General features: G+C 56.6%; 14 protein-coding genes, 3 rRNA genes and 3 pseudogenes. 10 read left to right on the forward strand and 10 right to left on the reverse strand.

The window, feature by feature from the left end; translation table 11 throughout:
• Positions 1–130: 130 nt before the first annotated feature.
• The 3 genes from LRO94_RS01495 (at position 131) to rrf (LRO94_RS01505) (ending at position 3,531) form a co-directional block, all read left to right on the forward strand.
• Positions 131–3,022 (forward strand): 23S ribosomal RNA (locus tag LRO94_RS01495).
• 169 nt (positions 3,023–3,191) lie between these two features.
• Positions 3,192–3,307, forward strand: a 5S ribosomal RNA gene (rrf, locus tag LRO94_RS01500).
• A 108-nt stretch (positions 3,308–3,415) separates the two neighbouring features.
• Positions 3,416–3,531, forward strand: a 5S ribosomal RNA gene (gene rrf, locus LRO94_RS01505).
• An 83-nt stretch (positions 3,532–3,614) separates the two neighbouring features.
• On the opposite strand, the pseudogene LRO94_RS27910 reads toward rrf (LRO94_RS01505), so the two are convergent.
• From LRO94_RS27910 to LRO94_RS01520, 5 genes and pseudogenes are all read right to left on the reverse strand, one after another.
• Positions 3,615–4,090: pseudogene (locus LRO94_RS27910) on the reverse strand (hypothetical protein); the annotation flags it as partial.
• Between the two features lie 54 nt (positions 4,091–4,144).
• Positions 4,145–4,328: pseudogene (locus LRO94_RS27965) on the reverse strand (TonB-dependent receptor plug domain-containing protein); the annotation flags it as partial.
• Positions 4,329–4,338: 10 nt separating this feature from the next.
• The gene (locus tag LRO94_RS27915; RefSeq protein WP_155989938.1) at positions 4,339–4,587 is read right to left on the reverse strand and encodes a hypothetical protein; all 249 of its coding nucleotides are present in this window, start codon (positions 4,585–4,587) and stop codon (positions 4,339–4,341) included.
• A gap of 93 nt (positions 4,588–4,680) precedes the next feature.
• Positions 4,681–5,655: a FecR domain-containing protein gene (locus tag LRO94_RS01515; RefSeq protein ID WP_179179698.1), complete on the reverse strand. Its 975-nt coding sequence runs from the start codon at positions 5,653–5,655 to the stop codon at positions 4,681–4,683.
• Positions 5,648–6,063: pseudogene (locus tag LRO94_RS01520) on the reverse strand (sigma-70 family RNA polymerase sigma factor). The gene LRO94_RS01515 and the pseudogene LRO94_RS01520 overlap by 8 nt, the downstream one beginning before the upstream one ends.
• 375 nt (positions 6,064–6,438) lie before the next feature.
• Here LRO94_RS01520 and LRO94_RS01525 point away from each other — a divergent pair.
• Positions 6,439–8,319 (forward strand): methyl-accepting chemotaxis protein, encoded by a 1,881-nt coding sequence (locus LRO94_RS01525; protein WP_032884796.1) that lies wholly within the window; start codon positions 6,439–6,441, stop codon positions 8,317–8,319.
• Positions 8,320–8,353: 34 nt separating this feature from the next.
• On the opposite strand, the gene LRO94_RS01530 is transcribed toward LRO94_RS01525, so the two are convergent.
• From LRO94_RS01530 to LRO94_RS01550, 5 genes are all read right to left on the reverse strand, one after another.
• On the reverse strand, positions 8,354–8,818 hold the full coding sequence (locus tag LRO94_RS01530) for an SRPBCC family protein (RefSeq protein WP_032884798.1): 465 nt from the start codon (positions 8,816–8,818) through the stop codon (positions 8,354–8,356).
• A gap of 19 nt (positions 8,819–8,837) precedes the next feature.
• Complete coding sequence (locus LRO94_RS01535) at positions 8,838–12,215, reverse strand: amino acid adenylation domain-containing protein (protein WP_179179697.1); 3,378 nt, start codon at positions 12,213–12,215, stop codon at positions 8,838–8,840.
• Positions 12,212–13,150, reverse strand: a complete 939-nt coding sequence (locus LRO94_RS01540) for a diiron oxygenase (protein WP_032884804.1) — start codon at positions 13,148–13,150, stop codon at positions 12,212–12,214. Before LRO94_RS01540 ends, LRO94_RS01535 begins: the two co-directional genes overlap by 4 nt.
• Positions 13,147–13,905 (reverse strand): DUF3050 domain-containing protein, encoded by a 759-nt coding sequence (locus LRO94_RS01545; protein WP_032884805.1) that lies wholly within the window; start codon positions 13,903–13,905, stop codon positions 13,147–13,149. Before LRO94_RS01545 ends, LRO94_RS01540 begins: the two co-directional genes overlap by 4 nt.
• Positions 13,906–14,245: 340 nt before the next feature.
• Positions 14,246–14,953 (reverse strand): GntR family transcriptional regulator, encoded by a 708-nt coding sequence (locus LRO94_RS01550; RefSeq protein WP_032884807.1) that lies wholly within the window; start codon positions 14,951–14,953, stop codon positions 14,246–14,248.
• A 266-nt stretch (positions 14,954–15,219) separates the two neighbouring features.
• Between LRO94_RS01550 and LRO94_RS01555 the strand changes: the two genes are divergently transcribed.
• The 6 genes from LRO94_RS01555 (at position 15,220) to LRO94_RS01580 (ending at position 20,565) form a co-directional block, all read left to right on the forward strand.
• On the forward strand, positions 15,220–16,113 hold the full coding sequence (locus LRO94_RS01555; RefSeq protein ID WP_032884809.1) for a TauD/TfdA dioxygenase family protein: 894 nt from the start codon (positions 15,220–15,222) through the stop codon (positions 16,111–16,113).
• A gap of 14 nt (positions 16,114–16,127) precedes the next feature.
• Entirely contained in the window at positions 16,128–17,153 is a 1,026-nt protein-coding gene (locus tag LRO94_RS01560; RefSeq protein WP_032884811.1) for an ABC transporter substrate-binding protein, read from the forward strand.
• 1 nt (position 17,154) lies between these two features.
• Positions 17,155–18,006 carry an ABC transporter ATP-binding protein gene (locus LRO94_RS01565; RefSeq protein ID WP_032884813.1) on the forward strand — a complete coding sequence of 284 codons (852 nt, stop codon included), beginning with the start codon at positions 17,155–17,157 and terminating at the stop codon, positions 18,004–18,006.
• A gap of 11 nt (positions 18,007–18,017) precedes the next feature.
• Positions 18,018–18,866: an ABC transporter permease gene (locus LRO94_RS01570; protein ID WP_032884815.1), complete on the forward strand. Its 849-nt coding sequence runs from the start codon at positions 18,018–18,020 to the stop codon at positions 18,864–18,866.
• Positions 18,867–18,965: 99 nt separating this feature from the next.
• Positions 18,966–19,592, forward strand: coding sequence for an energy transducer TonB (locus LRO94_RS01575; RefSeq protein WP_099602097.1), 627 nt, complete (start codon positions 18,966–18,968; stop codon positions 19,590–19,592).
• A gap of 52 nt (positions 19,593–19,644) precedes the next feature.
• Complete coding sequence (locus LRO94_RS01580) at positions 19,645–20,565, forward strand: LysR family transcriptional regulator (RefSeq protein ID WP_095186340.1); 921 nt, start codon at positions 19,645–19,647, stop codon at positions 20,563–20,565.
• Positions 20,566–20,573 lie beyond the last annotated feature (8 nt).

Raw genomic sequence — 20,573 nt, forward strand, 5'->3', positions numbered from 1 at the left:
ATAGACTGAACGTTACTTTCACTGGTAACGGATCAGGCTAAGGTAAAATTTGTGAGTGGCTCGAAAGAGCCAAATCGAATTTTCGGCGAATGTTGTCTTCACAGTATAACCAGATTGCTTGGGGTTATATGGTCAAGTGAAGAAGCGCATACGGTGGATGCCTTGGCAGTCAGAGGCGATGAAAGACGTGGTAGCCTGCGAAAAGCTTCGGGGAGTCGGCAAACAGACTTTGATCCGGAGATGTCTGAATGGGGGAACCCAGCCATCATAAGATGGTTATCTTACGCTGAATACATAGGCGTAAGAGGCGAACCAGGGGAACTGAAACATCTAAGTACCCTGAGGAAAAGAAATCAACCGAGATTCCCTTAGTAGTGGCGAGCGAACGGGGACTAGCCCTTAAGTGGCTTTGAGATTAGCGGAACGCTCTGGAAAGTGCGGCCATAGTGGGTGATAGCCCTGTACGCGAAAATCTCTTAGTCATGAAATCGAGTAGGACGGAGCACGAGAAACTTTGTCTGAATATGGGGGGACCATCCTCCAAGGCTAAATACTACTGACTGACCGATAGTGAACTAGTACCGTGAGGGAAAGGCGAAAAGAACCCCGGAGAGGGGAGTGAAATAGATCCTGAAACCGTATGCGTACAAGCAGTGGGAGCCCACTTTGTTGGGTGACTGCGTACCTTTTGTATAATGGGTCAGCGACTTATTTTCAGTGGCGAGCTTAACCGAATAGGGGAGGCGTAGCGAAAGCGAGTCTTAATAGGGCGTCTAGTCGCTGGGAATAGACCCGAAACCGGGCGATCTATCCATGGGCAGGTTGAAGGTTGGGTAACACTAACTGGAGGACCGAACCGACTACCGTTGAAAAGTTAGCGGATGACCTGTGGATCGGAGTGAAAGGCTAATCAAGCTCGGAGATAGCTGGTTCTCCTCGAAAGCTATTTAGGTAGCGCCTCATGTATCACTGTAGGGGGTAGAGCACTGTTTCGGCTAGGGGGTCATCCCGACTTACCAAACCGATGCAAACTCCGAATACCTACAAGTGCCGAGCATGGGAGACACACGGCGGGTGCTAACGTCCGTCGTGAAAAGGGAAACAACCCAGACCGTCAGCTAAGGTCCCAAAGTTATGGTTAAGTGGGAAACGATGTGGGAAGGCTTAGACAGCTAGGAGGTTGGCTTAGAAGCAGCCACCCTTTAAAGAAAGCGTAATAGCTCACTAGTCGAGTCGGCCTGCGCGGAAGATGTAACGGGGCTCAAACCATACACCGAAGCTACGGGTATCACGTAAGTGATGCGGTAGAGGAGCGTTCTGTAAGCCTGTGAAGGTGAGTTGAGAAGCTTGCTGGAGGTATCAGAAGTGCGAATGCTGACATGAGTAACGACAATGGGTGTGAAAAACACCCACGCCGAAAGACCAAGGTTTCCTGCGCAACGTTAATCGACGCAGGGTTAGTCGGTCCCTAAGGCGAGGCTGAAAAGCGTAGTCGATGGAAAACAGGTTAATATTCCTGTACTTCTGGTTATTGCGATGGAGGGACGGAGAAGGCTAGGCCAGCTTGGCGTTGGTTGTCCAAGTTTAAGGTGGTAGGCTGAGATCTTAGGTAAATCCGGGATCTTAAGGCCGAGAGCTGATGACGAGTTAACTTTTAGTTAACGAAGTGGTTGATGCCATGCTTCCAAGAAAAGCTTCTAAGCTTCAGGTAACCAGGAACCGTACCCCAAACCGACACAGGTGGTTGGGTAGAGAATACCAAGGCGCTTGAGAGAACTCGGGTGAAGGAACTAGGCAAAATGGCACCGTAACTTCGGGAGAAGGTGCGCCGGTGAGGGTGAAGGACTTGCTCCGTAAGCTCATGCCGGTCGAAGATACCAGGCCGCTGCGACTGTTTATTAAAAACACAGCACTCTGCAAACACGAAAGTGGACGTATAGGGTGTGACGCCTGCCCGGTGCCGGAAGGTTAATTGATGGGGTTAGCTAACGCGAAGCTCTTGATCGAAGCCCCGGTAAACGGCGGCCGTAACTATAACGGTCCTAAGGTAGCGAAATTCCTTGTCGGGTAAGTTCCGACCTGCACGAATGGCGTAACGATGGCGGCGCTGTCTCCACCCGAGACTCAGTGAAATTGAAATCGCTGTGAAGATGCAGTGTATCCGCGGCTAGACGGAAAGACCCCGTGAACCTTTACTATAGCTTTGCACTGGACTTTGAATTTGCTTGTGTAGGATAGGTGGGAGGCTTTGAAGCGTGGACGCCAGTCTGCGTGGAGCCAACCTTGAAATACCACCCTGGCAACTTTGAGGTTCTAACTCAGGTCCGTTATCCGGATCGAGGACAGTGTATGGTGGGTAGTTTGACTGGGGCGGTCTCCTCCTAAAGAGTAACGGAGGAGTACGAAGGTGCGCTCAGACCGGTCGGAAATCGGTCGTAGAGTATAAAGGCAAAAGCGCGCTTGACTGCGAGACAGACACGTCGAGCAGGTACGAAAGTAGGTCTTAGTGATCCGGTGGTTCTGTATGGAAGGGCCATCGCTCAACGGATAAAAGGTACTCCGGGGATAACAGGCTGATACCGCCCAAGAGTTCATATCGACGGCGGTGTTTGGCACCTCGATGTCGGCTCATCACATCCTGGGGCTGAAGCCGGTCCCAAGGGTATGGCTGTTCGCCATTTAAAGTGGTACGCGAGCTGGGTTTAGAACGTCGTGAGACAGTTCGGTCCCTATCTGCCGTGGACGTTTGAGATTTGAGAGGGGCTGCTCCTAGTACGAGAGGACCGGAGTGGACGAACCTCTGGTGTTCCGGTTGTCACGCCAGTGGCATTGCCGGGTAGCTATGTTCGGAATAGATAACCGCTGAAAGCATCTAAGCGGGAAACTAGCCTCAAGATGAGATCTCACTGGAACCTTGAGTTCCCTGAAGGGCCGTCGAAGACTACGACGTTGATAGGTTGGGTGTGTAAGCGCTGTGAGGCGTTGAGCTAACCAATACTAATTGCCCGTGAGGCTTGACCATATAACACCCAAGCAATTTGCTTGCTTCGAGCTGAAAAGCGAAAGAGCACCAGATTGCGGTGTGTGAAGACGAAATGAACCGAAAGTTCGACTCTTGCAAACACCGAAAGCTATCACATACCCAATTTGCTGAAGCGAGGCCAACTGGTCGCGACTCAGTACCCGAATTTCTTGACGACCATAGAGCATTGGAACCACCTGATCCCATCCCGAACTCAGTAGTGAAACGATGCATCGCCGATGGTAGTGTGGGGTTTCCCCATGTGAGAGTAGGTCATCGTCAAGATTAAATTCCGAAACCCCATTTGCGAAAGCAGATGGGGTTTTGTTTTATGTAGAAACTCATGAATCTCATCGGCGCGATGCGAATGCAACGATCCGATACACAGAATTTCTTGACGACCATAGAGCATTGGAACCACCTGATCCCATCCCGAACTCAGTAGTGAAACGATGCATCGCCGATGGTAGTGTGGGGTTTCCCCATGTGAGAGTAGGTCATCGTCAAGATTAAATTCCAAAACCCCTGTCTGTTATACAGACAGGGGTTTTGTCGTTTAGAGGCGCTGGTGGGTGGGGGCCGCACTAGTGGCTCAGAACTGGTAACTTACCGCCGCGCTTACGCTGCGCTCTTCACCCAGATAGCAGAAGTTCAGACTGGCATAGGACGCTACATAAGTTTCATTGGTCAGATTCTTAGCATTCAGCCTCACATCCACGCCCTTCAAGTCGACGTTACCTTAAAGGTATAGCTGCTCAGGAACTTAGCTCCATATGTGCTTCCAATTCCAGCCCCAGCGAACGTACAGCGCCGACAGCACGATAAAAGCTTTCCTGCGTTAGCTTGGTTGCCAGATTTTCCTGATCAATTCGATCAGGTCTTGCAGATAAAACCCGGTCTGCTCCACCCGGCGCAAGTAGCTGGTAGGGCTGTAATAGCGGATAGCAGAGTTACCATAGGCTGGGTTAAACGCATTGATTGGCTCAAGCGACCCACTTGTCCAATCCACCACTGTTTACGCCCTTGATAGCCCGCACCTATCAGCATGGTTTGCTTGGTCGCCCTAGTGGAGATAGGCCTGTAACGTCAGTGAAGTGTCATCGGTAAAGTCGATGCTCAGACGGGACATCTGCGCCCATAGAGTAGTGAGGAAGGACCCTTGAGAATGTCCACGCGCTCCAGGAAGTACGGATGCAACTTGCATCGTGCTATAGGTGCCTCTGTCCCTCATGGACTTCAAGCCATCAAGGTAAATGTTATCCACCGAGCGATCATTTAAGCAGCGCATCGCACTGTAACCCCACCGAGTGCCGGTCCTAAGTTTGCGCTGGCATGCTGGACATAGTGACGCCTATCGGTCGTGAGAACTGATTGAGTACCTGGCTCAGTGGGCCTGCGGCTATCTTGTAGGGTTGATTGACCTGCTCGGCGCGGGCTTCTGCCGCTGAGACACTGATGAGTACCGTACCGCTACCCAGCGCCGTCAACAGCAATGCTGCGCGTATGGCTTGACCCAATAGCGTGTAGGAAGAGTCGAACGTGTTGCGGGGAAAACACGCTGGCATGTTCAGCATCCGTAGATGCCTGGTGAGGGCAGATTGACTGGCTCACTGTCTAAGCTGGACTCACGGAAAAAAGCCGCCAAAAAAAGTGAAAAATTACACCCTTCGCTCCAGGCTCACCCACCAACGCGTGCGATAGCGCACGTGTACCGGCAGTATGCGTGGCAGTATCGCTAGCAACTTATCGGTGTCCTCCAGTCGGAATGCACCCGACAGCCGTAGATCTGCAATATCCATTGAGCAGCCCAGATAACCAGGGCGATAACGCCCAACTTCTGCAAGGAAGTCGATCAACCGCATATTTCGGGTCAGGAGCAGCCCATCTGACCAAGCAGCAACGTCCATATCTGGCGGCGGAGCAAGCATGGCTTCGGTCTGACGCACGATGTAACTCTCACCTGCGTGAACGCGCGTCGAAAGTCCATCCGGCCTGTGCGGTGAGTGAATCGCTACAGTACCGCTGACCACATTCAAGCGCGTGCAGTCACTGTACTGACGAACTGTAAAACGCCCTTCGATGCCTTCCAGCAAGCCGTGTTGAGCTTGAACCAACAATGGGACAGAGGAAGCAGCACTGCAGGTCACCAGTATTTCCCCACGCACCAATGTGATCAGACGCTGCTGCGCATTGAAGTCCAGGTCTACCGCGCTGTCTGTGTTGAGTTGCAGGCGAGTGCCATCGGGCAATTGCATGCTGCGGCGCTCGCCGGGGGCTGTTGCTAGGTCAGAAGTCCAGCGCTGCAAACCGGTCAGGTCCCGGCTTAGCCATACTGTTGAGCCCACCAGCAGTGCGCCGGCCAATAACTTCAGTGCCTGCCGCCGTCCCAGACCTTGTGTACTGTTTTCCAGTGTTTTATGTACCCCGGGGATCACGGTCAGATGGCTATTGAGCTCCTGTTGTAGCGCCAGTACCCGTTGCCAGGCCAGTTCGTGATCATGATGATCTTCGCGCCATTGCTCACATTGCAGGCGCAGCCGTGTATTGGCGGGGTTGTGACGTAAGCGCAGCATCCAACTGATGGCCTGCTTGACCACCCTCGAGTCTGGCCCGGAGCGTGTGGTGTTATTCATTGGCGCCGTAACGCAGGACGGAGCAGTAGTAAAGCGCCTCGGCGACATAACGCTCAACTGACCTCAGTGATATACCCATCTGTTTTGTGATCAGCTTGTACGTTAGCCAATCACACTGAACCATCAGAAATACCTTACGCACCTCGGGTTTTAACCCTTCCAAAAGCCGGGCGATGTCCTCCAGTAACTCCAATACCAACGCCCGCGCCTCAGCGCTTCGGACAGATGGGCGATTGACTCGATATAGGCTCGTTCGAGCTCCTCGCGGCGCCAGTGATCAACGACCACCCCTCGTGCACTTGTGCGCAACAATGCCCGTAGCGCCTTGAGTTCAAAACGTTCGATTCCCAACAGCAGTCGCATGAAGGCGTTTTGAGGCAGTTCTGCTGCATCTGCGACATTGGCCATACGGCCGCGCAGCCACGTGTTAAGCCAGTTGTGGTGGGTGCAGTAAAGCGTCTGCACAACGCTATCTTCACGCGAGGTGTATTCAGAAAGAGGCCTGTAGACGAGCTCGTCCAGACGTCACAGATGTCAATGTGTCTCAGTGCTTGGCAGGCGGAAAAATTTTTTACTTCGCTCCTTGTACGACAACCTTTTGTCGGTTTCCTACCTAAAAAGAAGATCTTTCCCACAAATCACTAAGTTTTACTTCGGTGTGGCCGAAAGCCTGATAAGCCATGTGTGCACCGAAATAGAGCGGCCCGAGACGCTGCCTAGACCGTACATTGAATGCTCCATTCGGCCCGCTCACCCCCCCTTTGGCAAAAAGAAGTCGATGAAATGAATCTCAAGTTCAGTCATAAAATTTTGTTGGCCGCGTCAGGCGTCGTGGTTCTAGCCTTCGCGTTATTTACTCTTTACAACGACTACCTGCAGCGCAGCACCATCAAGCAGAACCTGGAGTCGTCTATCCAGCAGTCGGGTGAGCTCACCGCCAGCAGTGTGCAGAACTGGCTCAGCGGTCGGATATTGGTGCTCGAAAGTCTGACGCAAAACGTTGCCCACCAAGGCAGTGCGGCTGACCTCCCGGGGTTGGTCGATCAACCGGCGTTCACCTCGAACTTCCAGTTCACCTACGTTGGTCAAACCAACGGCGTGTTCACCCAGCGTCCCGACGCAAAGATGCCTGACGGCTACGACCCTCGCCAGCGTCCCTGGTACAAGCAAGCGGTGGCTGCCGATAAGCCCATGCTGACGCCGCCCTATATGGCCGCAGTGGGTGGGCAGATCGTAACGATCGCCATGCCGGTGAAAAAGAACGGCGAGTTGCTCGGTGTGGTCGGCGGTGACCTGAGCCTGCAAACCCTGGTGAAGATCATCAACTCGGTGGACTTCGGCGGTATCGGCCATGCGTTCCTGGTCAGCGGCGACGGCCAAGTCATCGTCAGCCCTGACGAAGACCAAGTGATGAAAAACCTCAAGGACATCTATCCAGGTACCAGCGTCCGGATTGAGAAAGTTAACCAGGAGGTCGTCCTCAAAGGTCAGGACCGCATCCTGTCGTTCACGCCTATCAGCGGTTTGCCCGGTGCTGATTGGTATATCGGTCTGTCGATCGATAAAGACAAAGCCTATGCACCGCTGGGCAAATTCCGCACGTCCGCGTTGATCGCCATGCTGATCGCTGTCGTCGCGATTGCCGTGCTCTTGAGCCTGCTTATTCAAGTATTGCTGCGCCCTCTGACCACCATGGGCATTGCTATGCAGGACATCGCCCAGGGTGAGGGTGACCTGACCCGCCGTTTGACGGTTACTAGCAAAGACGAGTTCGGTGAAGTGGGCAGTGCGTTCAACCGGTTCGTAGAACGTATCCACGCCTCGATCTCCGAAGTGTCTTCAGCAACGCGCCAGGTGCATGACCTGTCCCAGCGTGTGATGGCGTCATCCAACGCTTCGATCATAGGCTCTGACGAGCAGAGCGCACGTACCAACAGCGTCGCCGCAGCAATCAACGAGCTGGGCGCCGCTACTCAGGAAATCGCCCGTAACGCCGCTGACGCCTCACAGCACGCCAGTGGTGCCAGCGAGCAGGCCGACGATGGGCGCAAAGTGGTTGAGCAAACCATCCTGGCAATGTCGGAACTGTCGCAAAAGATCAGCCTGTCCTGCACCCAGATCGAAACGCTGAACGCCAGCACCGACAACATCGGCCACATCCTTGATGTGATCAAAGGCATCTCCCAGCAAACCAACTTGCTGGCATTGAACGCGGCAATCGAAGCAGCACGTGCTGGTGAAGCCGGACGCGGGTTCGCCGTGGTCGCCGATGAGGTGCGTAACCTGGCTCACCGTACCCAGGAGTCGGCTGAAGAGATTCATAAGATGATCACTTCGCTGCAAGTGGGCTCGCGTGAGGCGGTGACCACCATGAATGCCAGCCAGACCTCCAGCGAAGAAAGCGTTCAGGTGGCCAACCAGGCCGGTGAGCGCCTGGTCAGCGTAACGCAGCGAATCGTCGAGATCGACGGCATGAACCAGTCCGTGGCCGCCGCTACTGAGGAACAGACTGCCGTGGTGGAAACCCTCAACGTCGACATCAACCAGATCAACCTGCTGAACCAGCAAGGTGTGACCAACCTCAACGAAACCCTGAAAGACTGCGATGCGCTGTCTCAACAGGCCAATCGGTTGAAGCAGTTGGTCGATAGCTTCAAAATTTGATCTGCTGAGTGTGTAGGAGCGAGCGATCTCGCTCCTATCGCTTACCCAGCAAGCGGCGAACATTCTCCAGGGCGCCATCGGCGAACCCCTGCACAAACTGCTCAAATCCCACCTGTGCTGCGTCTAAGGGCTCGGCAATGATGGTCCAGGTTACCCTGGAGCAGTGCTCTCCAAGAGCGTCTACTTTGATTGCCGCCCACAGCCTGGCCACGCCCAGGGTGTTGTAGATCGTGGTCCAGGTCATGTGCATCGCGTGCTCATCCCAGCTATTTAGCTGTTCCACAACTCGGTTGCCATCGCGGAAAAATTTCGTGCGTAAGGCGCCCACACCGGTGCCGGTCATTTCGATATGCGTCAGGGCCGGTATGAAGGTATCGAAGCCTGCAAACCGTCCCACCGTGTTCCATAGGCGGGTGGCATGGCAGTCGATCACCACAGAGGCCACGATCGGCCGGCCGTTTGGGTTATGAATTAACGTATCGGGTTGCAGCGGTTTCATGAAGTTGTCCTGAAGCGGTTCAGAGAAAGCCGATGGTCTTAAGGTAATTGCAGCCTCTACTCAGCAGCACCGCGTTCTTTTCGGGGTACTGCTCGCCCATCTGCTGGACGCCGTGTTGTGCGTTGTCATGACGGATCATCAACGTGTCGCCAATGTCTTCATCCAGTCGATCCAGGTAAAACCCGATTACGCCAAACAACGCATTGTCCTGGCCCGCTGTTCGCAGCGCCTGCTGCCAACGCGCAGTACTCACCCGTTCGAACCGATGGCCCGCCCGGCTGAACGCATCCAGGTAGTGATCCCAGCTCAATGGCTGTGGGTTGTGCAGGTTGAATACGCTTCTGTCCGCTTCAAAGCGCGTGCAGTGGTAAGCAATGAATCGAGCCAGGAAGTCCACGGGCATTAGGTCGAAATTCAGATCTAGCCGAGGCAACATTCCCAACTGCAGAGACCCCTTAAGCATCAGCATCAGGCGATTCTTCTGCGGCTGGCAGACACCGTTGCGACTGTTGAAGCTGATATTTCCAGGGCGATGGATATTTACCCAGGCACCTTGCGCGACCGCACGCCCCAACACTCGCTCGGCTGCCCACTTGGATAGGTTGTAGCCATTGCGGATATACAGCGGCAGGGTGGTCGCAGCCGGTGCTTCTAGCACATACCCTTGCGGGTCGATGCTGCTGGACGCCGACAACGTTGAGACAAAGTTGAAGACCTTCTTGCAGCGGGTCTCGCACAGGCGCAGGCATTCGAATATGGGTTCAACGTTGTCTCTGGCCAGTGACGCGTAGTCCATCACGTGGTTGACCTGCGCCGCGTTATGCACCAGCACGCCAAAGTCTGCGGCGAGCGTGTCATACACCTCGCAGGTCAAACCCAATCGCGGCAGGCTGATGTCGGCGGCGAGTACCCGTACCCGGCTCAAGTCCAGGTGTTCCAGGTGGTATTCGCGCAGCGACTGGGTAAAGCGTGCCATTGCAGGCTTCCCCGGCATCTCACGTACCAGGCATGCCACCTCGGTTACACCAGAGGCCAGCAATGCTTCGACAATATGGACGCCGACGAAACTGTTGGCCCCCGTCACAATCACCTTGTGCGGATCACCAGCGCAATTCCTATGCAAGGGAGTGATCACCCAATCCCGTTGGGCATCCAAGACTGCCTGGCCAGAGGATGCGTCGGGTGGTTCTCCGTCCTCCATCAGCGTTGCGAGCGTACGAATCGTCGGAACTTCAATGAAGTGGCTCAACGCGAAACTACGCCCAAATTGCTCGCGAACACGCAGCAAGAGAGTCGACAGCAAAATTGAATGGCCGCCCAACGCGAAGAAGCTTTCGTCGATGGACAACTGATGGCTGGGCACACCCAGCAGCTCGCTCCACACCTCGCTCAATCGTGCTTGAAGCGGTGTGTGTGGAGCCCGGTGCGCAGCGCTGAAAATCGGTTGGAAGGGGAGCGTCAGCAGCGTCTTCCGGTCGACCTTGCCGTTGTTGGTGTACGGCATGCCTGGCAGCTCCACCCAGAAACCGGGTTGCATATAGCCCGGTAACCGTTGGCGCGCATGCTGCTGTAGGGCCACCAGCGTGGCGCCGGGTGCGGGCTGGGCGACAAAGACGCAGATCCTGCTTTCATGGTCGATCACTACCGCCAGTTCGCGATACAGCCGGCTCTTGCGCAGGCATTGTTCAATCTCTCGGGGCTCGACCCGGAAGCCGCGGATCTTCACCTGATCGTCGCGACGCCCACCCAGCACAATCCCTTGGGCCGTCCACTGTGCCAAGTCGCCGCTGCGGTAGGCCCGCAGCGGTTGGCCGCTCGGCATCAGCAGTTCGACGAATGGGCTGTCAGCCTGATGCGGCGCATTCACATAGCCCAGACTTAATCCGGGGCCGACGATGTACAACTCGCCCATCACCTGTTCATCCACAGGTTGCAGATCGTCATCGAGTATCAGCACCTGGCTATTGGCGATGGGGTGGCCAACGTTGCGATTGTTGTCATCGGGTGCGAGCGTCCGGTGCGTAATCAGCACTGTGGTTTCGGTGGGGCCATAGAGGTTGTGAAGCTGACACTGCGCTGCCAGTCGCTCGACGACATGGGGTTCGCAGGCATCGCCACCGGTGAGCAGGTGCGTCACACCCAAGGGTTGATCCAGCGGCAGGATATTGAGCAGCGCGGGCGGTAGGAAGGCATGGGTAACGCACTGTCGACGGAGCAGTTCCACCAGTTGCTCAGGGTCGCGTCGTTGCTCTTCACTGGGCACGATCAACTGCGCACCTGCAATCAGCGCAGGGAAAATGTCGATCAATGACGAGTCGAAACCCAGGGGCGAAAACTGTAGAACGCGGCTCCATTCATCTGGCTTCATGCAGGACCCAAGCCAAGCAGTGAAGTGCGCCAGGTTACCTTGACTGAGGAGCACCCCCTTGGGCTGGCCCGTGCTGCCAGAGGTATAGAGCACCATGCACGGCATATCCGAGCAGGGCCGATTGTGCATCAACGGATGAGCAAATTTGAGGGTGTGTGGCTCAACGGTGCTGACATCGAGTGAAGTGAAATGCGCCCGTAACGGGTGCTGGCCGGTATCCAGCAACACTTGAGCCCCGGCGCTTTCGAGCATGGTCTGATGCCGTTTAAGAGGCTGCTCAGATTCCAGTGGCAGGTACACCGCGCCACAGCCGAGCAGCGCAAGAATGCTGGCGTACAGTTCGATGGACTTTTCCATGCACACGCCAACTATCCACGGTGTTTCAACAGCGTCCAGCAAGGGCTGTAATCGTTGCTGGATTGCTATGGCTTGAAGGTGCAACTCGCGGTAGGTCACCGTGTGCCCGGCGATATTCAGAGCCGTCCGGTCAGCGAAGGCATAAAGGCTGGACTGGAGCTGTTCGATCACAGGCACCTGGGCTTTCTGGATCAGGTTGGGGTCTGCCGTACGATTGAATCGGTGCATAAAGGCCAGCGTCTCCAGCCCCCGCAAGCTCTGCTCGGGCCAGTCAGTGGCAATCGCGCTCGTAGAGAGAGCCCCGGGATCACGTGAAAAACCACTGACGAGCAGCGCGACCCAGTCCACCACTGTGTCTGTGACCTGCCGACGCAGTCGCTGGCCGTTACCACTGGGTTCTTCGGCGATGTCCAGCACGGCAGACAAACGTCGCTCACGGTCATAGGCGCGCAATTGCAACAGGGGCAACCCGCAATCGGTTACCGGACCGACCCCAAGGCGCAGACTTATACAGGAGGCTTTGCCCACGTCATCCGGCAACGGCAGGCTACCGTCTTCAATCCACAAGTCGATGTTCTTATCGCCCGACACATGCCCGTATTGCTCCAATACGGGCCTGATGGCGCCAAGTGCCTTGCTTGTTCCGAGCCAGCCGATTGTCAGGCACCTCATGGCGACACCGGCAGGTAGTCGTTCAGCGCCTGCGCCACACTTGGCGTTTGCAGCAAGCCGCTGTGTTGCAGGAAACCCATGATATTGCCCATCAATGGGTGCTGGCGGGTGATGGGAAACGCCAGCGCTGCGACTTCATCGCGCAGCTTCCCGCGTACGCGGTCGCTGATGTCGAGGTGCTCGATCAGTTGCAGGTCGAAGTTTTTCTGCAGGTCGTTGGTCAGGTAATGCGCCAGGAATGTGGGCAGTACCTGAGCGATGCTGTCACGGTCGTCCGGGCTCGCGGTTTGCCAGTAAATACGCACCAGCCGGGTCCAGAACTGCGCGTGGCGGCCTTCGTCAAACAGGTGGTCGGCCATCAAGCCACGAACGGAAGCTTTGACACTGCTGTCCTTAGAGAACGCTGCGACATCGTGGGTTACGGTGTTTTCGGCGATAGCCACGCCAATCAGTTCCACAGCATCGCTCAAATGAGCGGGGGCCTGCGCCTGTGCCGCCGGCAGCGCACGGCTCAGTTCGATATGCTCCGGCAGGTCGAGCGGTTGTATGCCGGTCATTTCCACTGTCTGTTGCAGGAAATCCAGCGCTACCAGGGCGTGGTAGTCCTCATCCACCACCACCGTCATCGCATCAACGCGACAGGCTAGGGGGAAGGGTAGCGAGAAGCGATTCTTGGCAATATTGCGCGCAGTTTTTTCGACGATTTCGGTTTCAAAAATGACCACGTCGTTGATGAATTTGTAGAAGCTTTGCACCAGCACGAAGTCGCGCCATTGTGCGCAGTGTTCAACAAAGGTCTTGCTGAGTACCAAGGGTTGGCGGCACATCGGATAGATCAGATTGTCATCGTTTTCCAGCAAGCGGCGAGGGCGTGTACGGATGGTCGCGCGGCGTTCCCAGTCGTCGGCGATGGGGGTGTAGCCCGCGGTATTCATGGGCGCACCTCTTGCAGCGCGGCCCGCACCTCGTCCCAGAACGTGATACGGCTTTCTACGGCGGCGAGGGCTGCTTCGTCGGCTTGTTGCGGGTAACTCGGAGCCACTGCCAGCAAGCGTTCGAGCAACTGCTCAGCTGCCGGCCCATGATGCTCAGCGTCTAACTCAATGTGGCGCTCGAAGTAGCCGCGCAAGGTGGGTGCTTGGCGATGGATAAACGTATCAGTCTGAAGGATGCGTTCGAACATGCGTGGGACGACACACTCACGGCCATGAAGGAATACGGCGGCTACACAATGGGTGGGTGCGTTCAGTGCCATGTGCAATGTGTCGCTGACGAAGCGTGCAGCACCAGCAGGAGCGTTCGACATGCTCAGGGCAGTATTTGCATCAACGCCTTGGTGTTGCAGTGCAATGAAACGGTTTATCGACGAGGTGCTGGCGCCGACTTCGACCATGGCTTCCAAGTACAACTCGAAGTGGCTGCAATAGCCTTGCCTGGGGTGTGAGTCTGACTCTTCGCCCAGCACTATCTCATTGATCAGGCGTGCAGCGTTCGGGTCGGCCGGTGGCAGCCAAGGCAGGCGAGTGCATGTCAGGTCCTGTTGCAGGCGTTTGGTGAGTGTCATGAAGTCCCAAACTGCAAACACATGGTGCTCCATGAATAGTTGTAATTTTTGCAGTGAGGTTATTTCCAGAAATAACGGATGGTTGCACAACTTCAGTTTTCTTTTTTCAAGTAATGGTGGGTACATGGTTGATGCCTATGAGTTGTTGCGTCTGCTGTTTAAGCAGTATTGGGTTGTTGTGAGTGGCAAGGAGATAAAGAGATATAAGCCAGACTTGGCGCGCACAAACGCTCGCGCGATTGGGGCTGCGCCGTCGAGTTAAGTGTCTGGTTTAGTGGCGGTGGATAATAAGCGGGTTAAACAAGTTGGTAAGCATATGAATGCATTAGATGTTTTGCTAAATAATATTAGCTGTCGGCAACTTGCATTATAAGAGTGAGAAGTTTCTTCGGCGCGGGGTGTGCTACCTGATCAGGTAGGAAGCCCCGCAGCTCTTGAGCGTCAAGACGAGAGACCTGGCGCTTTGTTATGGGGTGTTTTTTACAGTGGTATTCGGGCTGTTGAGATAGGCTGTGATCACTTCCATTCCGCGCATCAAGTGATTACGCAGTGTCAGGATGCTTTCGTCGGTTTTCCTCTGCGCCACAAGGTTTAGCAGTTCACGGTGATCTTCCTGGGATGTCTCACCCAGCCCCATCGCTTCTAGGTTGAAACGCAGGAAGCGCTCTTCCTCATTTAACCCGTGCTCTACCAATTTGAGTAGCCGTTGGTTAGGCGCCTTGCTGTAAAGGGTCATGTGAAACAGGCGGTTGAGACGACCGATCTCGGTGTAGTCCTTTTCCTGTTCGAGGGCACAAATGAAATTCTCTGCATCGGCCAGATCTGCTTCGGTCAGCAAGGGAATCGACAAGCGTAGCGCTTCAGACTCCAGCAACAGTCGCAGCTCATAGGTCTCAGCTGAGTTGTCTTCGATCAACGGTGCCACGACGGCGCCCTTGTGGGTGACCACATGCAGCAGTGACTGCGCCTCTAACTGGCGCAAGGCTTCACGCACCGGCATGCGGCTGACCCCGAACAGGCTGGCGAGCTCCTGCTGGCGCATGGCGGTACCGCAGGGCAACCGGCCATCGAGGATGGCATTGCGCAATGTTTCTTCAATCACGGAGCGAGCGAGATGGGCGGGAATAGGACCGCTGATCTTGATGCTGTTCAAAGGGTTCGGCTTCTGCGTCACGGCTACGCTATCCTCCTTATTCAAAGAGTGGTGGCTAATTGGATCCAATGCACACTAGTGGCTGCCAATAAGCTTGTCAAACGGCCACGGTTTCGGCTTGTAAGCGTTTCAACGCGGGGCTCCGGCGGCCCACATCCGAGCTTTCCGGGGTCTTACACGCTGCTGCCATGTTGCGACATTCCCGCATATCGATATTCATTAACGGTATTTAAAATGCCGTTCTTATACCTATAAAGTCACTCTCCTGTCTGACCGGGAGTGAACTCATGTCTGCCACCTCTACTGTTCCAACAGCGATCTTTTCCGCCCAGGATTTCGAGGTTCGCCCGCTGCCCGGCAGCGTCGGTGCGGAGATTATCGGTCTGGACCTGTCCCGGCCAGTCAATGACCAGGATTTCGCGCGTATTCATCGCGCGCACCTGGATCACCATGTGGTGGTCTTTCGCGACCAGCGCATCACCCCCGAACAACAGATTGCCTTCAGTCGCCGTTTTGGCGTGCTGCAGATCCACGTACTCAAACAGTTTCTGCTGGCCAACCACCCGGAAATCCTGATCGTTTCCAACATTATCGAAAACGGCCAATCCATCGGCCTGGGCGACGCGGGTAAATTCTGGCATTCGGACCTGTCCTATAAAGAACTGCCGAGCCTTGGCTCGATGCTCCATGCGCAGGAGTTGCCCTCTGAAGGGGGCGACACTTTGTTCGCCGACATGCACAAAGCCTGGGACCAACTGCCCGAGCACCTGCGCAAAGCTGTCGAAGGCCGCAGCGCCGCCCATTCCTACACCGCGCGCTACAGCGAGACCAAGTTCGAAGGCAATTGGCGCCCCACGCTTACTCCCGAGCAGTTGGCGCAAGTCGCAGAAGTGGTACACCCGATTGTGCGCACCCACCCGGAAAACGGCCGCAAAGCGTTGTTCGTCAGTGAAGGGTTCACCACCCGCATCGTCGGCCTGCCGGAAGACGAAAGCCGCGATCTGCTGGCTCAGCTGTACGCCCACAGCGTGCTGCCGCACAACATCTATCGCCACCAATGGCAGCCCCACGACCTGGTGTTCTGGGACAACCGTTCGCTGATCCACTTGGCCGCCGGTTGCCCGAGCCATCTGCGCCGCAAGCTGTTTCGCACCACCATCCAGGGCGACGCGCCTTTCTGATTCGGAGCATGACCATGTCCAGGAATATTCCATTTGCACGATTGGCCGCCACAGTTGGATTGGGTATCAGTCTGTTGGCGGGCAGCCTCGTCGCTCCAGCAGCGGCCCAGGCCGAAGGCGAGATCCGCATCGCCGAACAATTCGGCATCGTCTACCTGCTGCTCAACGTGGTGCGCGACCAGAACCTCATCGAGAAATACGGCAAGCAGGAAGGCATCGACATCAAGGTCGACTGGACCCAACTTTCCGGTGGCGCGGCAGTCAACGATGCGCTGCTGTCCGGCTCCATCGATATCGCCGGTGCCGGTGTCGGTCCACTGCTGACCATCTGGGATCGCACCCACGGTAAGCAGAACGTCAAGGCCGTAGCGTCCCTGGGTAACTTCCCGTACTACCTGGTCAGCAACAATCCCAAGGTCAAGACCATTGCCGACTTCACCGACCAGGACCGTATCGCCGTGCCTGCGGTGGGCGTTTCGGTACAGTCGCGCTTCCTGCAATACGCCGCTGCCAAGCAGTGGGGTGATAAGGAATTCAATCGCCTCGACAAGTACACCGTCGCCGTCCCGCACCCTGACGCCACCGCCGCATTGATCGCAGGCGGTACTGAACTGACCGGGCACTTTTCCAACCCGCCATTCCAGGACCAGGCCCTGGCCAACCCCAATGTGCATGTGGTGCTGAACACCTATGAGCTGCTGGGGCCGAACTCACCGACGGTGTTGTTCGCCACCGAAAAATTTCGCAACGACAACCCGAAAACCTACAAGGCCTTTGTGGACGCGTTGACCGAAGCCGCACAATTCGCCCAGAACGATAAGGGCGCCGCAGCCGACACTTACATCCGCGTGACCAAGGCCAAGATCGACCGCGCCGAGCTGCTCAAGATCATCGACAACCCGCAGTTCGAGTTCAGCGTCACGCCGAAAAACACCTACCCGCTGGCGGAATTCCTCTACCGCGTCGGCGCCATCAAAAACAAGCCTGAATCGTGGAAGGACTACTTCTTCCAGGACGCCAAGCCCCTGCAAGGAAGCTGAGATGAACGCGCCCTTGCAAGGCCACACGGCCAGCAACCTGCACACCGCCGAGCCGCTGCTGGCGGTGGATAGCGTCAGCCTCGAATACCGTACTCCCGAGCGCGTGGTACGGGCCACGCACCAAGTCAGTTTCGAGATCGATCCGGCTGACCGTTACGTGCTGCTGGGCCCTTCGGGCTGCGGCAAATCCACGTTGCTCAAGTCCATCGCCGGGTTTATCAAACCGTGCGAAGGCGAGATTCGTTTGCTGGGGCAAAAGGTCGAACAACCCGGCCCGGACCGCATTGTGGTGTTCCAGGAATTCGACCAACTGCCACCGTGGAAAACCGTCAAACAGAACGTGATGTTCCCACTGTTGGCGTCCAAGACCCTCAAGCGCCGTGAGGCCGAAGAACGCGCGCTGCACTACCTGGACAAGGTGGGCCTGAGTGCCTTCGCCGACGCTTACCCCCACACGCTTTCCGGCGGCATGAAAGCCCGTGTGGCCATCGCGCGCGCGCTGGCCATGCAGCCGAAAATCCTGCTGATGGACGAACCCTTCGCCGCCCTCGATGCCCTGACCCGGCGCAAGATGCAGGAAGAATTGCTGCTGCTCTGGGAGGAGGTGCGCTTCACCTTGTTGTTCGTCACCCACTCCATCGAAGAAGCACTCGTGGTGGGCAATCGCATTCTGTTGCTGTCCCCCCATCCGGGGCGCGTACGTGCAGAAATCCACAGCCATCAATACGACCTGCACAGCTTGGGCGGTGTGGACTTCCAGGCGTCGGCGCGGCGTATTCATCGCTTGTTGTTCGATGAAACCAGCGCAGCGGAACCCGAGTTGGGTTTTGCCGACATCCGCATCGCTTACTAAGGGGGCAACCCATGCGCCAGGAATATGAAGTCACCCTCGAACCGCTGCTCAGTGTCCCCGTGGAGCGCGAGTTGCCCCTGCGCCAACGCCTTTGGCAACAAGGCTGGCTGCGCAAGGGCCTGATCCTGATCGTGCTTGCGATCCTCTGGGAAGTCGTGGCGCGCTATCAGAACAACGACCTGCTGCTGCCGAGCTTTCTGCAGACTTTTAATGCGCTGTCCGACGGCCTGCTCAGCGGTGAACTGCTGAGCAAGGTGAGTATCTCGCTGGTGGTGCTGATCAAGGGTTACCTGATCGGCATAGTACTGGCCTTTGCGCTGACCACCTTGGCCGTGTCGACCCAATTGGGCCGCGACCTGCTGAGCACCCTGACCTCGATGTTCAATCCACTGCCGGCCATTGCGTTGCTGCCGCTGGCGCTGCTGTGGTTCGGCCTGGGCCAGAACAGCCTGATTTTCGTGCTGGTGCATTCGGTGTTGTGGGCGCTGGCGCTCAACACCTATTCGGGGTTCCTCGGTGTGTCCGAGACGCTGCGCATGGCGGGTCGCAACTATGGTCTGAAGGGCATGCGCTTTGTGCTGTTTATCCTGATCCCGGCTGCACTGCCGTCGATCCTCGCCGGCCTGAAAATCGGCTGGGCGTTTGCCTGGCGCACGCTGATCGCCGCCGAGTTGGTGTTCGGCGCCACCAGCGGCAAGGGCGGGCTGGGTTGGTACATCTTCCAGAACCGCAATGAGCTGTATACCGACAAGGTGTTTGCCGGGTTAGCGGTGGTGATCCTGATCGGCCTACTGGTGGAAAACCTCGTGTTTGACACCTTCGAGCGGCTCACCGTGAAGCGTTGGGGCATGCAGCGCTAAACAGGAATGATTGCTCTTTGTCCGACGTGAACCTGATAATGCCGGCCGAATTCGACGCTGCTCCGGCGTCGGATAGGCTTGGTAAAAGGATTTACGACGATGCGTTTTTTTGTCTTGGCTGCGGCCTTGTTGCTGTCGACCTCTGCGTTGGCCGAGTTCATACCCGAAACGGTATCGATGCCCAAGCCGGTCTACCCTGGCAACCTGACTAACACCCAAGGGCATGCGCGCATCAGCCTGAACATTCACAGCGACGGCACCGTCAGTGACGTCAAAGCACTCAGCGCCACCAAGCCGGAGTTCGGTGAGGCGGCCGTGGCTGCAGCCTCAAAATGGCGCTTCAAACCCTGGACGGTGAATGCCGATCGGCCAGAGGTAATCGATGCTCAGAACGACATGATTTTCTCGCCCGTACCGACGAGTGAAGAAAGTACGCGACTGACCTTTACGCAAACCACCTATCAATCCTGCAGCGCGTTGAACGAGGAAGTCAGCCAGTTCCGGCGCGATCATCCCTCCCGGCCACTGATCGCCATGAAGAGCTTTGCCATTACCCGTGTGGCAGTGATGTTCCCGGCGTTAAGCGGTAAAAGCGACTACAACGAAGGCCTGTCCAAGGCCGACGAGCTTGAAAGCGCTCTGCCGGACATCGTGCGCAAATGCCAGGCCAATCCCAAACGAACCTACGCCGACTATCTGCCACGCAACCTCAAGCGATACCTGTAAAGCCTGCTACGATTGCGCCCAGTTCACTCCCTTCTGATCACGAGTGCTTGGCATGCAACTACCGGACATGAACCTGCTGGTCGCCCTCGACGCCTTGCTCGACGAGGGCAGTGTGGTCGGCGCCGCCCGGCGGATGAACCTCAGTCCAGCAGCCATGAGCCGTACCCTCACGCGTATCCGCGAAGCGGTGGGCGACCCGATTCTGGTGCGGGCCGGTCGGGGCCTGGTGCCAACGCCCAAGGCCCTGCAACTGCAAGGTCAGGTGCGCACCGTGGTGGAACAGGCGGCGCTGCTGTTTCGGTCGGCGGATCAAGTGGACCTGACCACCCTGCGCCGCCGCTTCAGCGTGCGCGCTAATGACTTTTTTATTGGCGTGTATGGCGGTCGTCTCTTCGACACCATGGAGCGTATGGCACCGCTGTGTGAGCTGTGTTTCGTGCCAGAAGGCGACACCGACGACGAAGCGTTGCGCGAAGGACGCTTGGATTTGCGCGTGAGCAACACCCAGCCGGCAAGCCCCGAGGTCAAGGTGCAGAACCTGTTCTCCACCACCTTCGTCGGCCTGGCGCGGCAGGATCACCCGTTATTCGACGAGGAGATCACCGCCGCACGTTTCGCCAGTTATTCCCACATCAGCATCTCGCGACGCGGCATCGCCCGGGGGCCGATCGATACCGCGCTGAATGCCCAGGGTTTGGAGCGCCGTGTGGCGATGATCGCCCCAGGGTTTCACGGTGCGATGTTCATGCTGCCTGACTCCGACTTGATCCTGCCGGTGCCCAAGGAGGCGCTCTACAGCGCTAATCGCCTGAAGCTGCCCCTGCGCGCCTTCCCGCTGCCGATCTCTTTGCCGACCCTGGTCCTGGCCCAATCCTGGCACCCTCGCTTCGATAAAGACCCCGCTCACAAATGGCTGCGCGAAACCATGCGCGAGAGCTGCCACGCCACGTGGCTGGAAGCCCAGCCGACCTGAACATCAAG

Origin of the sequence: Pseudomonas sivasensis, assembly GCF_021391435.1 — a bacterium.
Classification (GTDB): Bacteria; Pseudomonadota; Gammaproteobacteria; order Pseudomonadales; family Pseudomonadaceae; genus Aquipseudomonas; species Aquipseudomonas sivasensis.

Bases quoted from the DNA above. Each gene is read 5' to 3' on its own strand.
- LRO94_RS27915 (WP_155989938.1), bottom strand. From the start codon at position 4,587: ATGCCAGCGTGTTTTCCCCGCAACACGTTCGACTCTTCCTACACGCTA.
- LRO94_RS01515 (WP_179179698.1), bottom strand. From the start codon at position 5,655: ATGAATAACACCACACGCTCCGGGCCAGACTCGAGGGTGGTCAAGCAG.
- LRO94_RS01525 (WP_032884796.1), top strand. From the start codon at position 6,439: ATGAATCTCAAGTTCAGTCATAAAATTTTGTTGGCCGCGTCAGGCGTC.
- LRO94_RS01530 (WP_032884798.1), bottom strand. From the start codon at position 8,818: ATGAAACCGCTGCAACCCGATACGTTAATTCATAACCCAAACGGCCGG.
- LRO94_RS01535 (WP_179179697.1), bottom strand. From the start codon at position 12,215: ATGAGGTGCCTGACAATCGGCTGGCTCGGAACAAGCAAGGCACTTGGC.
- LRO94_RS01540 (WP_032884804.1), bottom strand. From the start codon at position 13,150: ATGAATACCGCGGGCTACACCCCCATCGCCGACGACTGGGAACGCCGC.
- LRO94_RS01545 (WP_032884805.1), bottom strand. From the start codon at position 13,905: ATGTACCCACCATTACTTGAAAAAAGAAAACTGAAGTTGTGCAACCAT.
- LRO94_RS01555 (WP_032884809.1), top strand. From the start codon at position 15,220: ATGTCTGCCACCTCTACTGTTCCAACAGCGATCTTTTCCGCCCAGGAT.
- LRO94_RS01560 (WP_032884811.1), top strand. From the start codon at position 16,128: ATGTCCAGGAATATTCCATTTGCACGATTGGCCGCCACAGTTGGATTG.
- LRO94_RS01565 (WP_032884813.1), top strand. From the start codon at position 17,155: ATGAACGCGCCCTTGCAAGGCCACACGGCCAGCAACCTGCACACCGCC.
- LRO94_RS01570 (WP_032884815.1), top strand. From the start codon at position 18,018: ATGCGCCAGGAATATGAAGTCACCCTCGAACCGCTGCTCAGTGTCCCC.
- LRO94_RS01575 (WP_099602097.1), top strand. From the start codon at position 18,966: ATGCGTTTTTTTGTCTTGGCTGCGGCCTTGTTGCTGTCGACCTCTGCG.
- LRO94_RS01580 (WP_095186340.1), top strand. From the start codon at position 19,645: ATGCAACTACCGGACATGAACCTGCTGGTCGCCCTCGACGCCTTGCTC.